This window comes from Ruegeria marina (genome assembly GCF_900101475.1).
In the GTDB taxonomy this organism is placed as follows: Bacteria; Pseudomonadota; Alphaproteobacteria; order Rhodobacterales; family Rhodobacteraceae; genus Ruegeria_B; species Ruegeria_B marina.
Genome location: NZ_FMZV01000010.1, coordinates 150,736 through 163,792, shown reverse-complemented (window position 1 = coordinate 163,792; position 13,057 = coordinate 150,736). Strand labels below are relative to the sequence as shown.

Sequence of the window (13,057 nt, the reverse complement as noted above, 5' to 3'; positions counted from 1 at the left end):
GGTCTGCTTAGCACAAAGGGCGACGAAAAGCACGTTACCATGAAAACCGGACTGCCCAGATCGAGCGATATCGTCGAATGGCCGAATTGTCCGCAACTCGGTCATCGGGACGGGCCGCAGCGAACGGCCGCAATGGCGAACGTTCGATTTCTGTTCCATCTAGCGAAAGCGACTACCGTCGAAGTGTCTAGGTTGCCGGCCCGAGAAACTCATACAGGTCAGTGGCTTACAAGCTCTGCACTAAATCGGCGCAGTCATCAGGTTCAGAGAATTTGGGCCGCAGAGAACGGATTTTGGGCCAACATCCGAGGCGGCAGTGCTCAGCCCCACTCGTAAACCCCTTTGAAAACTCGGGGAAATCCGGCCGCAGCCGGACGGGGAGAAAGGTTTCTCAAGGGCAAGTGGCGGACAGTGAGGGATTCGAACCCTCGAGACGGTTCCCCGCCTACACACTTTCCAGGCGTGCGCCTTCGACCACTCGGCCAACTGTCCGTGACGGGCTATTTCGTTCATTGCGCCGGCATTTGCAAGCGGGTTTTTCCCTGTCAGGGGTCGATGTGCAGATAGACTCTTCGGTTCTGCTTGCCCTTTTTCTCGACCTTTCCCAAACGGATACGGCCGATTTCTCCGGTTCGGGCGACATGCGTGCCGCCGCAGGGCTGCAAGTCGACCTGATTTTCCCCTTCGCCGATCCGTACAAGACGTACCCGGCCCGCACCTCTTGGAGGAGATACCGACATGGTCTTGACCAGGCCCGGGTTGGCATCCAGTTCCGCTTCGGTGATCCAGTCCTCGGTCACCGGCAGATCCCGTTCGATCAGCGCCTGCAGGGCGCGTTCCAGCGCCTCCTTGTCGTCGGGGGCTTCGGGCATGTTGAAATCAAGCCGCCCCTTGTCGGCGGCAATGGCACCACCGCTGACCTCGAGCGGGATCACCACCGACAGCAGATGCAACGCGGTGTGCACCCGCATATGGGCATAGCGCCGGTTCCAGTCGAGTTCCTGCCGCACCGTGACGCCGAGCGGCGGCGGTGCAACGCCATCTTGGGGCACCAGTGCGATCCGCCCGCCCTCCAGCTTCTGCGCGCTGGTGACCGTCATGGCCCCGTCGTCCCAGAGCAATCGTCCGCTATCGCCGGGTTGACCGCCTCCGGTTGCGTAGAACAGGCTTCGGTCGAGGACCACATTGCCGTCTTCCGTCAGCGCGATCACCCTGCCCTCGGCGGCGCGTGCATAGGCATCCTGCATGAACAGCGGTTCAGTGCTCATCGCTGCCGTCTCCTTCGAGGTCGGTATCGCGCATCGGGATCGGATCGGACTTGGCCTCGGCAGCCTCGGCAGTCCGTTCCTTTGAACTGGCCGCGCCTGATATGGCCTCGGGATTTCTCAGCCAGACATCCCGCTGGGCAAAGGGTATCTCGATGCCTTCCTCCAGGAACCGACGGTTGATCTCGTGATTCATGTCCGATTTCACCGACAGAACCCAATTCACGTCCCGCAGTATCGCTCTGATCTCGAAGTCGAGCGAATCCGCGCCAAAACCCTGGAAAACGATATTCGGCTCGGAATTGGCAAGCACCATCGGATGCGCCTTGGCAATCTCTCTGAGAATGCCTTCGACCTTGCGGGTGTCCGTGCCATAGGCCACACCTACCGGCACGATGACCCTGCCAACCGTGTTGCCGCGTGTGTAGTTGGTGACACTGCCACTGATCAGGTCAGAGTTCGGAATGATCACATCGGTGCGGTCGAAGGTCTCGATCCGGGTCGAGCGTACGGAAATGTCGCGGACATATCCAATCTGCCCGTTCACGTCGATCCAGTCGCCTTTGGAGATCGGACGCTCGATCAGCAGTATGATCCCGGAGACGAAGTTGGATACGATGGTCTGCAAGCCGAAACCGATGCCGACCGACAAGGCACCGGCCACGATCGCCAGCGAGGAGAGGTCGAAGCCGGCCCCGGTTATCGCCACCACTGATGCCAGGAAGATCCCGACGTAGCCCGTGCCCGCAACGATCGCATTCTGCCCTCCGGCGTCGATACGGGTCTTGGGGAGCAATGAGTTTCGCAGACCACTCTGCAACAGTTTGGTCAGCGTGTAACCGATGGCAAAAATGACGATGAAGGTGAAGAAGTTCGATGGCGAAATGACGATGCCGCCGATGTCGAAACCCTGGCCGATCCGGGCCCAGACCTCTGTCAGGTCAGATTGCCTGGCGCCCCAGTAGAGAGCCAGAAACGGCAGGGCCACGATGGCGAGAACAAAGCCGGCCATTACCGAAAACAGCGAGTCCTGGGCATCCGATCCCTGGCGGGTGATCAAGCCATACAGATTGGTAACGAACCCTTGCAGGATGACCATAACCGCAATCAGGGCGAGCGTCTTGATCGCCGGGTAGATCAACGCCTCTGCCGCGTTGTTGTATCCAACGATGGCAAGCAAGGGAGAAGCTATCCCCAGCAGATAAAGTGCCTTGCGCAAAACTTCGACCAGCCGGCTGAACCCGGCCGAGCGCAAGGGTTCGCCCGAAGCCGCAGTGGCGTTCTCCAACGAGGTCTCACGCACGCGTCGCAAGCGCAGCAGGAGCACCGACGCCAGGAGGATGATCGGAAACCCTGCAACGGCCCGGGTTTCTTCGGATACATTCTCCAGGCGCGCAAACAGATTGACCAGTTCGTGCAGGACAAGGGAAATGGCAAGCAGATCGACATAGACTCGCATCTCCTTGACGATCGGCTCGGAAATCTTCCGAAACCCATGTACGGCATTCGCAAGATAGACTTGCCGGCCGATCCAGTCGAAATAGAGGATCACAGCAGCCCAGTAGGGAATCTGCTCGATCAGCAACGCCCCCCTGACGCCCGCGATGCTGGTCATGGACACAGCGGTGACAAGCAACAAAACCCCGACCCAAGGCAACAGAATCCGCAGCAGCGAGACGATGAAAGTCCAGACACCGCCGCCGGTGCCTCCGATTGTGCGAAGGTAGTCGCCCGCGCGCTCGGACCAGCGCCGTCCGCGCGTCAGGAGTACGACACCCAGGACAGTCAGAAAGGCGATGGCCGGCCCCTTGTGGCGCAACTGCTCGTGCACGACATCGGAGCGAAGGTTGGAGTTGAGTTCATTTGCAAGGGACCGTAGCGCCTCCTTGATATCTCTCCATGCATCGGGCCAGTGCTTCGGATTGACTGGCGACGGTCCTCTTGCCAGCAACTCCTTCGTCTGCCGGCTTCTCAGAATCCGGTCGATTTCCGAAATCAGCCCGTTGGCCCGGCTATAGGCTTCCTCGGATACGATCCTGGGAACTGTCAACTCTGCCAGTTGATCCTCGAGATGCTGGCGCAGCCTGGCAATGTCGGGGGCTTCTTCACTGCCATCTTCGGGTTTGGGACCAAGTGCAGCCAACTGGCTTTCCAGCGTTTTGATCCGGTCCGAATTCTCACCACGAACGCGGTTGAAGATATCCCTGTAACCCGCGATTTCAGAACGCAATTGTTCGAAGGCAACTTCAGAGGCACGATTTGCCTCGATCACGTCTTCGGCACGGTTCGCCGTGTTTTGCCACTTTTCGTAATAGGCGCGCCCCTCGTCGCTCAGCTGAGCTATCGCCATACTGGCCAGCGACAACAGCCCCAGAGTCAGGATCAGGCGGAACACATGTCGCCGGAACATCACTCAGACGTCCTCGAAAACGCCCGGAATCGAACTGGGCGCACGTGTCATCCAGTCGGGAACCGGCAGGTCCTTCTCGCGCAGGAAATCCGGGTTGAACAACTTAGACTGGTATCGGGTTCCATAGTCGCAGAGCACGGTCACGATCGTATGGCCTGGCCCCATCTCGCGCGCCATGCGCACCGCACCCGCGATGTTAATTGCAGTCGAGCCGCCCATCACCAACCCCTCCTGGCGCAAAAGATCGAAGATGTAGGGCAATGCCTCTGCATCGGGAACCTGACAGGTGAAATCGGGCTTGAAGCCTTCGAGGTTCTTGGTGATCCGCACCTGGCCGATGCCTTCGGCAATGGAACCGCCCTCCGTCGCCAGTTCGCCCGTGGTATAATAGCTGTAGAGTGCAGCCCCCATTGGGTCGGCCAGGCCGATCTTGACCCCCTTGGGCTGAAGCGCCTCTGCCACGCCCGCCAGGGTTCCGCCCGAACCCACCGCACAGATGAAAGCATCGACATTGCCGCCGGTCTGTTCCCAGATCTCGGGACCGGTGGTTTCGACATGGGCCTGCTTGTTGGCTATATTGTCGAACTGATTGGCCCAGATGGCCCCGTTCGGCAAAGACTTGTCGAGTTCCTCGGCCAAACGGCGCGAATAATGGACAAAGTTGTTGGGATTTCGGTAGGGCGCGGCCGGAACCTGCACCAGTTCAGCACCGGCCAGACGCAACATGTCCTTTTTCTCTTCGGACTGGGTCTCAGGGATCACGATCACCGTCTTGAACCCCATCGAGGCGCCGACCAGCGCCAGACCGATACCGGTATTGCCCGCAGTACCTTCGACGATCGTGCCGCCGGGTTTCAGATCGCCGCGCGCGACAGCATCTCGGATGATGTAGAGCGCGGCCCGATCCTTGACCGATTGGCCCGGGTTCATGAATTCGGCTTTGCCCAGGATCTCGCACCCGGTCTCTTCGCTGACGCGGCGCAGCCGGATCAGCGGTGTGTGTCCAACGGCATCAGCCAGATCGCGTGCAATGCGCATGATATCCTCGCAATATTGTCCTGTCCTTAACGATGTAGCCTTCAGGCAGCGCGACCTCAAGCAAGGATGCGGGCTACAGCCCGGTCAGGCCCGCAGCCGATCCCGGTGGCGCGCCAGCCAGTTGGCAAGCGATACCAGCGGAAGATCCTTGATCTGCTGCGTGTCAATCAGATTCATCAGCGCGTCGAAACTCAGGATATGGCTTCGAATGTCTTCGCCTTCACTGGCAAGACCTCCGGCGTCGGTTTCGGCCAAGATATCGGCCAGCGCGACGAAAAGATGCACAAACTCGGTCGATGATCCGCTGGAGGCGTAGGCCCGGCCGGCCTGTTCAAGCTTCCGCGCTTCCAGATGCGCTTCTTCAAGCAACTCGCGACGGGCGGCCTGTTCCGGTGTTTCGCCGGGATCGATCATGCCTGCGACAGCCTCCCACATCCAGGGAGCGGGATCGCCGATCATGAACACCGGCGCGCGAAACTGTTCGACGATCAGCACCCGGTCGCGCACCGGATCGTAGGGGAGCACGACCGAAGCCTGCCCTGTCATCAGTGCGCGGCGATTCAGACTGTCGCTCATGGATCCGTCATTGCGACGGTGACGCAGATCCATCTCGTCCACGCCGAAATAATTGACATAGGCGCGATGGTGATTTTCGACCACGACATCGACCGAAACGTCGCGACCCGGATTGGCCGGTCGCTGCGCCGCCGCCAGGCGCGCCGCCGCCCGCACCCTGATTGCCCGGAAACTGCGGGCAATTTCGGCGGGCGTCAGCCGTCCGTAAAACGCCATGACCTCGGCCGCCGCATGCAGGGTCAACGCACCCCATTGTGCCGCCCAAGACTCCAGATCCCAGGTTCCCCCCGGCGTCCAAAGGCCCTCTTGCGGGAAATAGACCTGGGCCTCTGCCGCCGAACCGTCTTCCAGAATGACGGTCATCGGGCGCAGATCGTAATCGAACCCGCCCTCGTAGTAGTTCAGCCGCGCGATCTGGGACGCGGTCAACCCCCGCACAAGGACGCCCTGCGCCCGTTTTCCGGAAGCCGGAACCACCATCGGGAAGGGCTGGTTCGCCACCGCTCGCACCGTGTGGTCGGGAAGCTCGGCCGAGACTGTGTCAAGTTCAACACCGGGCTCGCTGAGAACAAGCTCAAGAAGCGGCTGGTACCGCAGCGTCCCGTAAAAGAAAAGATTGGTCACGGCGAAAGATTTTCCCAGAGTTTCGGTGCCTTATCGCCATCTCCGCCAGGCGACTTCGGTCATGAGCCCGCATATCACCGCACCCGCCAGCAATGTCCAGATGATATTCGGAGCCAGCAGGACCGCGCCGAATTCCACCCCTTTTTCGAATATGGCCAGAACCGCCTCGAACGGACCATCATAGCGGTTCCGCATGGCCAGCCGGAACATCTCGTACGATCCTTGCACGAAGAGCGCCCAGAACACCAGCGCCGCCATGCCGGTCAATCCATTCGTGATGCCTGCCGATATGCCCCGACCGGCGCGGGTTCCCATGACGAACCAGCCGCACAACAAACCCAACCCCATGTTGACAAAGTCGAAATACCCGAAATCCGTGCCTTCGGGCATCAGGGGTTTGACTTGTTGGGACACCACAAGGGCAAGAACGGCCAGGCAGATAGCGGCGACGAGGCGGGCAGCGGTAGGCATGGAATGTGTTTCTCAGCTCTTCATGGGTCTTGCCACCGTAATCTGTGTCACATCGCAGGTCCCCGAGTCAAAGGCGGCGCCGCAGGAAGTCAGGTAGAAGTTCCACATGCGGCGGAAACGTTCATCAAAACCCAGTGCCGCGACCTGGTCCCATTTCTCGTTGAAGGTTTCGTGCCAGCGCCGCAATGTCAGGTCGTAGCTCTTGCCGAATTCCCTGGACTTGACAAACTCCAGCCTGGCGCGCGCCACCTGTTCACGCAGGATTCTGGGCGCCGGCAGCATTCCGCCGGGGAAGATGTATTTTTGAATGAAATCGACGCCGTTGCGGTAGATCTCCCACCGCTTGTCGGCAACCGTGATGATCTGGAGCGTCGCCTGCCCGCCAGGTTTCAGCCTGTCGTGCACCGTGTCGAAATAGACCGGCCAATACTTCTCGCCGACAGCTTCGAACATCTCGATCGAGGCAATACCGTCATAAGTGCCCGTCTCGTCCCTGTAATCCTGAAGCTTGAACTCCACACGATCTGAAAGACCCGCCTTTTCAATGCGTTCCGTTGCATACTTGAACTGTTCCTGACTGATGGTCAGGCCGGTGACCCGCAATCCGCGTTCGCGTGCGGCATATTCCGCGAACCCGCCCCAACCGCATCCGATCTCCAGAATGTGATCGCCGGGCTTTGCTCCCATCTCGTCGATAAGGCTGGCATATTTCGCGATCTGGGCCTTTTCCAGGCTTTCCTGACCGGTTTCGAAGATCGCGCTGGAATAAGTCATCGTTTCGTCCAGCCACAGCCCATAGAACGCGTTGCCCAGATCGTAATGATAGGAGATGTTCTTTTTTGCCTGGGCCTTGTGATTGCGCTGCAACCAGAAACGCAGCCTCTCGTAGGCACGGGCGAGAAACTGACCGGGGAACCCGTCATAGACGGTTTCATCCCCCTGATGTACGAGGTCCATGAAGGCGCGCAGGTCCGGCGTGCTCCATTCGCCCTCGATATAGGCGTCGGAAAATCCAAGTTCCCCTTCACGGATCAGGCGCGCAAAAACTTCGGGATCATGGATATCGACATGTGCCACGGGTCCGGGACGCTTGCCCTCGGACCGGAAGACCCGCCCATCAGGCAGGGCGATGTCCAGTCTCCCGGCCTCCATCCGGCTCAACATCTTCATAACTTGCGAGAAATATCGCGGCAGGTTCTCCTGACCATCCGTCGATGTGAATATCATCCGCCTCTCCCCGATTGCGGTTTGGAACAAGGCTAGGCCCAGACGCTTTTTCACGCAAGTTTTCCGTTACTTGGCGTTGAAAACTGGTCTGAATAAGCCGCCAGAGCACGTTTTCTGCCCGCCTCAAGCGAAACGACCGGCTGAGCAGGCGATGCGTCCCTGTCCAGCATCCAGGCGCGGGGGATAGCCGAGAAGAAGTCCAGCGCAGTTTGTGGCGGCTGTTTCTGCGCTTCGGCGATCCAGCGTTTGCGGTACGCGCCTCCGGCGTCGAACTTGGCGGCCTGGGTTTCAGGGTTGAACACCCGAAAGAATGGCGCCGCATCGGGACCACATCCGGCGACCCATTGCCAGCCCATCGCATTGGATGCCGGGTCCCAGTCGGTCAGGCAGTCGGCGAACCAGTCCATTCCCAGCTTCCAGTGTACCATCAAATGCTTGGTCAGGAAACTTGCCGCAACCATGCGAGCCCGGTTGTGCATCCGGCCTGTGACGTACATTTCCCGCATCGCGGCATCGACCAGCGGCTCTCCGGTACGCCCGCGGCACCAGGCGACGAAACCGGGATTGTCCCTGTCCTCGGACCATGGAAACGTTTCCCATCCGGCACGCCAGTTCCGGTCCAGAATGTGCGGACTGTGATACATCAGGTGATAGGCGAATTCGCGCCAGACCAGTTCCTTGAGGAAATGTTCAGCCCCTGCGGCCCCGGAACGTATCGCCTCCTGTCCACGGTGCCACAAGGTGCGCGGGCCGATCTCGCCCAGACTGAGGTGATCAGACAGGCCGGAGGTGGCCTCGGCGTCCAGATTGTCACGGTCCTGTTTGTACAGGTCGATCCGCTTGTCCACGAAAACATCTAGTTTTCGCAGCGCCATCTCTTCGCCCGGCGACTGGTATCGGGCGACGACCGCACCACCGCGCCCCATGGCGGCGTCCATGTGCCAGCTTTCCAGGCGGTCTGAGCCTGGCCAGACCGAAGGGACAGGCAGCCGAGTCGGCACAGGTACGGGTGGCGCGACGTCGATACCGCGCACTGCCCGCCAGAAGGGGGAATAGACCTTGTAGAACCCGCCGGTTCCCGTTTCGACGGTCCATGGCTCGAACAGCAGGTGGCCGGCAAAGGACCGGGCATCGCAACCTGCATTTCTGAGCGCGGCCTTGACCTTTTGGTCCTGTGCGATCGAAGCGGGATCGTAGAGGCGCGACCACCAGACCGCGCCGGCGCCTGTTTCCGCCAGCAGCGCCCGCAACTCGGCCAGCGGATCGCCGCGTCTGAGGATCAAACGGCTTCCGGCGGCGTTCAGACTGTCGGCAAAAGCGGCCAACCCCAGCCCGAGACGAAACCGGGGCGCGGCACCCAATGCTTCGACTCGCCCGTCATGGACAAAGACCGGAATGACCGGACGCCCGGTGGCACAGGCTGCGCTGAAACCCGGATGATCGGCCAGACGCAAATCCCGTCTGAACCAGAAAATGATCGGTGATTTGGCCTGCGTCATGTGCTGCTCCGTTTTCCGGCACTACGGAGCAGTTGCGAAACCGGATCACAAAACCCGGTCAAGCGCCTGCAAAAGCTGGTCTATCTCGGATCTTGCCGTGTAATGGGTGAAGCTGACGCGCAGGACGCCCTTTTGCGGATCGACGCCCATCCCTTGCAGCGCGCGCACGGCGTAGAAATCGCCGCCTCCGGCCATCACCCCGAATTTCGCCAGTTCCGCAGCCACCGGCTCGGCCGGGCGGGTCAGGGCCAAGGCAACGGTCGGCGCCCGCGTTTCCGCCACCGCCGGCCCCAGCAGCCGGACCGAATTGCGGTCCTTGACCGCGTCCAGCAGCGGCTGCAGCAGGTCCACTTCGTGTGCGCGCATCAGATCATGCACAAAACCCGCGCGTGCGGCGGGGTCAGTTTCCGTGCAGCCGTGATGCTGCGCCAGCAGTTCGACATAATCGGCCATGCCCGCGCTGGCCGCGATCTGCGCATGATCAGGGCCTGCGGGCGTGAACCGCTTGTAAAGCACGTCGCCGTTGAAGTAGTGCCCCTGGTTCGGAAGCATCTGCCCCAGCGCGCGCCGGATCACCATGATCCCCTGGTGCGGCCCATAGGTCTTGTAGGACGAAAACAGATAGATGTCGGGTCCAAGCTCGCCGACATTGGGAAATCCGTGCGGTGCATAAGACACGCCATCCACGCAGACGAAAGCGCCCGCGGCATGTGCGATCGCGGTAATCTCGGTAACCGGATTGATTTCGCCCACCACATTAGAAGAGTGCGGAAAACAGACCAGACGCACCTTTTCATCAAGCAGGTTTTCCAGATCCTCAGGGGTCAGATGCCCGGTCTCCGGATCGATCCGCCATTCCCTTATCTCGATCCCGTCCTCGGCCAGACGCCGCCAGGGGCCGGTGTTGGCCTCGTGATCCTGGTTGGTAACCACGATCGCCTCGCCGGGCCGCATCCATTTGCGAAACGCCTGAGCCAGAACATAGGTATTCTGGCTGGTCGAGGGGCCGAAATTCAACTCATCGCTTTCGACCCCGAGGATCGCCGCCATCCGCGACCGGGCCTCGTCCATCTCCGCGCCTGCCAGGCGGCTCGCCTCGTAAGGGGCGTAGGGCTGCACCTTTCGCTGGGTATAGAAGCGGGTCAGCCGGTCGATCACCGGCTGGCAGGTATAGGATCCGCCCGCGTTCTCGAAAAACGCCTGGCCATGCAGGGATGCCTCGGAAAAGGCAGGAAACTGTTTGCGGACAAAGTCGATATCCAGCGCCATCTTGACCCCCGTTCTTTCAGGCAAATGGATGCCCGCAGTCTTGCCCCGGGTCAAGGCCATGTGCCGACGACGGATCATGTCGGCAGCTGCGGCGAGGCAGAACGCCGAGCGATCGGGCCGAAGATGTTCCGGCCTGGGCAGAGTTGCCGGTAGCGGACATGGACGCAAGCATGACATTGCGCGCCGCTTCTCCATCTCCGCGCCCCGGCAGATGATGGTCGCGGGCGCCGCTGCAACTGGTCGGGCCAGCGGCGCGCAAGGAAGCCATGAACCGCGCAACCTGGGCTAAAGAGGCGGTCCGTCACCGGCCACTTCGATTCCGCGATGGCGATCAGCCGGGTGGCTTTAAAATGGTATCCGCCTGGAACGAACAGGCCCCCGGCTGCACGCCGGGGGCCAAATCGGTTTCACCGCGCTCAGGCGTTGACGTCGACGACGACACGGCCCTTGACCTGCCCTTTCAGGATCTCGGCACCCAGTTTCGGGAGGTCCGACAGCGTTGCCGGCTGGATCATCGCCTCAAGCTTGTCCATCGGCAGATCCGAGGCGATCCGCTGCCAGGCCCGAACCCTGTTGTCATAGGGTTGCATGACGCTGTCGATCCCCAAAAGGTTGACCCCCCGCAGCAGGAACGGAACCACGGTTGCCGGCAGACCTGCACCGCCCGCCAGACCGACCGCCGCGACGGAGGCCCCGTATTTCATCTGCCCCAGAACCCGCGCCAACATGGCGCCGCCCACGGCATCCACGCAACCCGCCCAGGTTTCGGACTCGAGCGGACGCTTGACCGTTTCGCTCAACTCTTCCCGCGGCACGATGGTCGTGGCGCCCAATGACCTGAGGTAGTCCCCGGTTTCCGGACGCCCGGTCACCCCGGCAACCTCGTGACCAAGCTTCGCCAGGATCGCGGTGGCGACCGAACCGACGCCGCCCGCCGCACCGGTGACCAGTACCGGCCCGTGACCGGGTTTCATGCCGTGATCTTCCAGCGCCATGACTGCAAGCATGGCCGTGAACCCGGCCGTTCCGACAGCCATCGCCTGGCGCGTGTCAAGCCCCTCGGGCAGCGGCACCAGCCAGTCCGCCCTCACCCGAGCCTTCTGGGAATAGCCGCCCCAATGGGCCTCGCCCACGCGCCAGCCGGTCAGGACAACCTTGTCCCCGGCCTTGTAGCGCGGGTCCGAAGAAGTTTCGACCGTCCCGGCAAAGTCGATGCCGGGAACGTGCGGATACTTGCGCACCAAACCGCCACCGGGCCCGATGCACAACCCGTCCTTGTAGTTGACCGTCGAATATTCGACCGCGACCGTAACCTCGGCCTGCGGCAGATCATCCAGACCAATCTGCTTGACCCCGGCCTGCGTCTTGCCGCTCTCTTCGTCCTTTTCAACCACGAGTGCATTGAACATCTCATTCTCCTTTCAAGGCCCAGCCAGAGCCCGTGATTTCATCTTTTCATAAATACTCCGGGGGAATCGCGCAAAGCACGACGAGGGCAGCGCCCCCTGCCCGGTCAGTTCCAGAACCTTTCGCGCACCATCGCCGGACGCATGCCGTTCGGTGTCTCCACTTCCAGCCGGGTGCCCTCGGCCCAATGGCTCAGCCGAACCATACCTATCGCTACATTCGTTTCGAAATCCGGAGACCAGGCGGCAGAAGTCACCTGCCCCACGCGCTTGCCATCAGCATAACACGGCCAGATCCGATCACACGGCGGAACGGCGTCGCCGGCAATGTCGATCGCGCGGATCTGCTGAACCGGGCCTTCCTTGGCGACCCGCAACAAGGCATCGCGCCCGATACATCCAATCGCGGTATGGGTGTTGCAGAATTTCCCCAGCCCGCATTCATGCGGCGTGTTGTCCTCGGTCATGTCATTGCCATAGGATAACAGTCCGCTCTCGATCCGCTCGATCAGGTTGGGACAGCCGGCGCGGACGTCCAGATCCTCGCCTGCGGCCATCAGCGCGTTCCAGAGCGGCATGCCGATATCGCCGCCGTCGACGTAAATCTCGAAGCCCCCCTGCTTGGAATAACCCGAACGCGCTATGGCCATGTCGCGCCCCTCGAAGGTGAACATGCCGAACCGGAAGAAGCGCACATCACGCACCCGGTCGCCGAACACCCGCGCCATCAGTTCGTCCGATTTCGGCCCCTGCACCGCCAGGGGCGAGACATCCGGTTCGTCAACCAGGACATCAAGCCGATAGCCATTGGCAATCCCCTTGACCCAAAGAAGCAGGTCGCTGTCGGCGATGGAAATCCACCAGCGATCCTCGGCCAGCTTTACGGCGACCGGATCGTTCAACATGCCGCCGGTTTCATCGACGATCGGCACGTAGTAACACTGCCCCGGCAACATGCCCCGCAGGTCGCGCGGAGTGAGCATCTGCATCAGCCGTCCAGCATCCGGCCCGCGCAGTTCGACCTGCCGTTCACAGGCCACGTCCCATACCTGCACCGCCCGTTTCAGGTGGTGATAATCCGCTTCGACGCTTTCGAACACCGTCGGCAGCAGCATTCTGTTGTAGACCGTATAGCCCTTGACCCCGGCGGCCTCTACGCCGTCAGAGAAGGGGGTGCGCCTGACCCGACGCGAGGGAGAAATCATCGCCATGAAAGGCGTCCTCCGGCTTGATAACCAAACTGTCTTTCGATTGACCCGATCGGCAGCCAAC

10 protein-coding genes and 1 tRNA gene are annotated in these 13,057 nt (G+C 61.1%); all 11 read right to left on the bottom strand.

All coding sequences use genetic code 11. From position 1 onward, the window contains the following. Positions 1–402: 402 nt before the first annotated feature. The 11 genes from BLT75_RS14905 to BLT75_RS14855 all read right to left on the bottom strand — a co-directional run bounded on the left by BLT75_RS14905 (position 403) and on the right by BLT75_RS14855 (position 12,996). A tRNA-Ser gene (locus tag BLT75_RS14905) sits at positions 403–492 on the bottom strand. Positions 493–545: 53 nt separating this feature from the next. Beyond that, positions 546–1,268 (bottom strand): alanyl-tRNA editing protein, encoded by a 723-nt coding sequence (locus BLT75_RS14900; protein ID WP_093033279.1) that lies wholly within the window; start codon positions 1,266–1,268, stop codon positions 546–548. After that, positions 1,258–3,675 carry a DUF3772 domain-containing protein gene (locus BLT75_RS14895; RefSeq protein WP_093033276.1) on the bottom strand — a complete coding sequence of 806 codons (2,418 nt, stop codon included), beginning with the start codon at positions 3,673–3,675 and terminating at the stop codon, positions 1,258–1,260. Before BLT75_RS14895 ends, BLT75_RS14900 begins: the two co-directional genes overlap by 11 nt. A 3-nt stretch (positions 3,676–3,678) precedes the next feature. Next, positions 3,679–4,713 (bottom strand): cysteine synthase A, encoded by a 1,035-nt coding sequence (locus BLT75_RS14890; protein ID WP_093033273.1) that lies wholly within the window; start codon positions 4,711–4,713, stop codon positions 3,679–3,681. A gap of 84 nt (positions 4,714–4,797) precedes the next feature. Continuing rightward, complete coding sequence (locus BLT75_RS14885) at positions 4,798–5,913, bottom strand: NUDIX domain-containing protein (RefSeq protein WP_093033270.1); 1,116 nt, start codon at positions 5,911–5,913, stop codon at positions 4,798–4,800. A gap of 30 nt (positions 5,914–5,943) precedes the next feature. Further along, positions 5,944–6,384, bottom strand: a complete 441-nt coding sequence (locus BLT75_RS14880; protein ID WP_093033267.1) for a TrgA family protein — start codon at positions 6,382–6,384, stop codon at positions 5,944–5,946. Positions 6,385–6,396: 12 nt separating this feature from the next. Further along, positions 6,397–7,611 carry an SAM-dependent methyltransferase gene (locus BLT75_RS14875; RefSeq protein WP_093033264.1) on the bottom strand — a complete coding sequence of 405 codons (1,215 nt, stop codon included), beginning with the start codon at positions 7,609–7,611 and terminating at the stop codon, positions 6,397–6,399. Between the two features lie 50 nt (positions 7,612–7,661). Next, entirely contained in the window at positions 7,662–9,110 is a 1,449-nt protein-coding gene (locus tag BLT75_RS14870; RefSeq protein WP_093033261.1) for a cryptochrome/photolyase family protein, read from the bottom strand. A 45-nt stretch (positions 9,111–9,155) separates the two neighbouring features. Further along, positions 9,156–10,379, bottom strand: a complete 1,224-nt coding sequence (locus BLT75_RS14865) for an aminotransferase class V-fold PLP-dependent enzyme (protein WP_093033321.1) — start codon at positions 10,377–10,379, stop codon at positions 9,156–9,158. 416 nt (positions 10,380–10,795) lie between these two features. Beyond that, positions 10,796–11,788 carry an acryloyl-CoA reductase gene (gene acuI / locus BLT75_RS14860; protein WP_093033258.1) on the bottom strand — a complete coding sequence of 331 codons (993 nt, stop codon included), beginning with the start codon at positions 11,786–11,788 and terminating at the stop codon, positions 10,796–10,798. A gap of 104 nt (positions 11,789–11,892) precedes the next feature. Beyond that, positions 11,893–12,996: a dimethylsulfoniopropionate demethylase gene (locus BLT75_RS14855; RefSeq protein ID WP_093033255.1), complete on the bottom strand. Its 1,104-nt coding sequence runs from the start codon at positions 12,994–12,996 to the stop codon at positions 11,893–11,895. Positions 12,997–13,057: the final 61 nt, after the last annotated feature.

What these genes read in the sequence shown, in the direction of transcription:
- BLT75_RS14900 (WP_093033279.1), bottom strand. Translation starts at nt 1,268, where the DNA reads ATGAGCACTGAACCGCTGTTCATGCAGGATGCCTATGCACGCGCCGCC.
- BLT75_RS14895 (WP_093033276.1), bottom strand. Translation starts at nt 3,675, where the DNA reads ATGTTCCGGCGACATGTGTTCCGCCTGATCCTGACTCTGGGGCTGTTG.
- BLT75_RS14890 (WP_093033273.1), bottom strand. Translation starts at nt 4,713, where the DNA reads ATGCGCATTGCACGCGATCTGGCTGATGCCGTTGGACACACACCGCTG.
- BLT75_RS14880 (WP_093033267.1), bottom strand. Translation starts at nt 6,384, where the DNA reads ATGCCTACCGCTGCCCGCCTCGTCGCCGCTATCTGCCTGGCCGTTCTT.
- BLT75_RS14875 (WP_093033264.1), bottom strand. Translation starts at nt 7,611, where the DNA reads ATGATATTCACATCGACGGATGGTCAGGAGAACCTGCCGCGATATTTC.
- BLT75_RS14870 (WP_093033261.1), bottom strand. Translation starts at nt 9,110, where the DNA reads ATGACGCAGGCCAAATCACCGATCATTTTCTGGTTCAGACGGGATTTG.
- BLT75_RS14865 (WP_093033321.1), bottom strand. Translation starts at nt 10,379, where the DNA reads ATGGCGCTGGATATCGACTTTGTCCGCAAACAGTTTCCTGCCTTTTCC.
- acuI (WP_093033258.1), bottom strand. Translation starts at nt 11,788, where the DNA reads ATGTTCAATGCACTCGTGGTTGAAAAGGACGAAGAGAGCGGCAAGACG.
- BLT75_RS14855 (WP_093033255.1), bottom strand. Translation starts at nt 12,996, where the DNA reads ATGGCGATGATTTCTCCCTCGCGTCGGGTCAGGCGCACCCCCTTCTCT.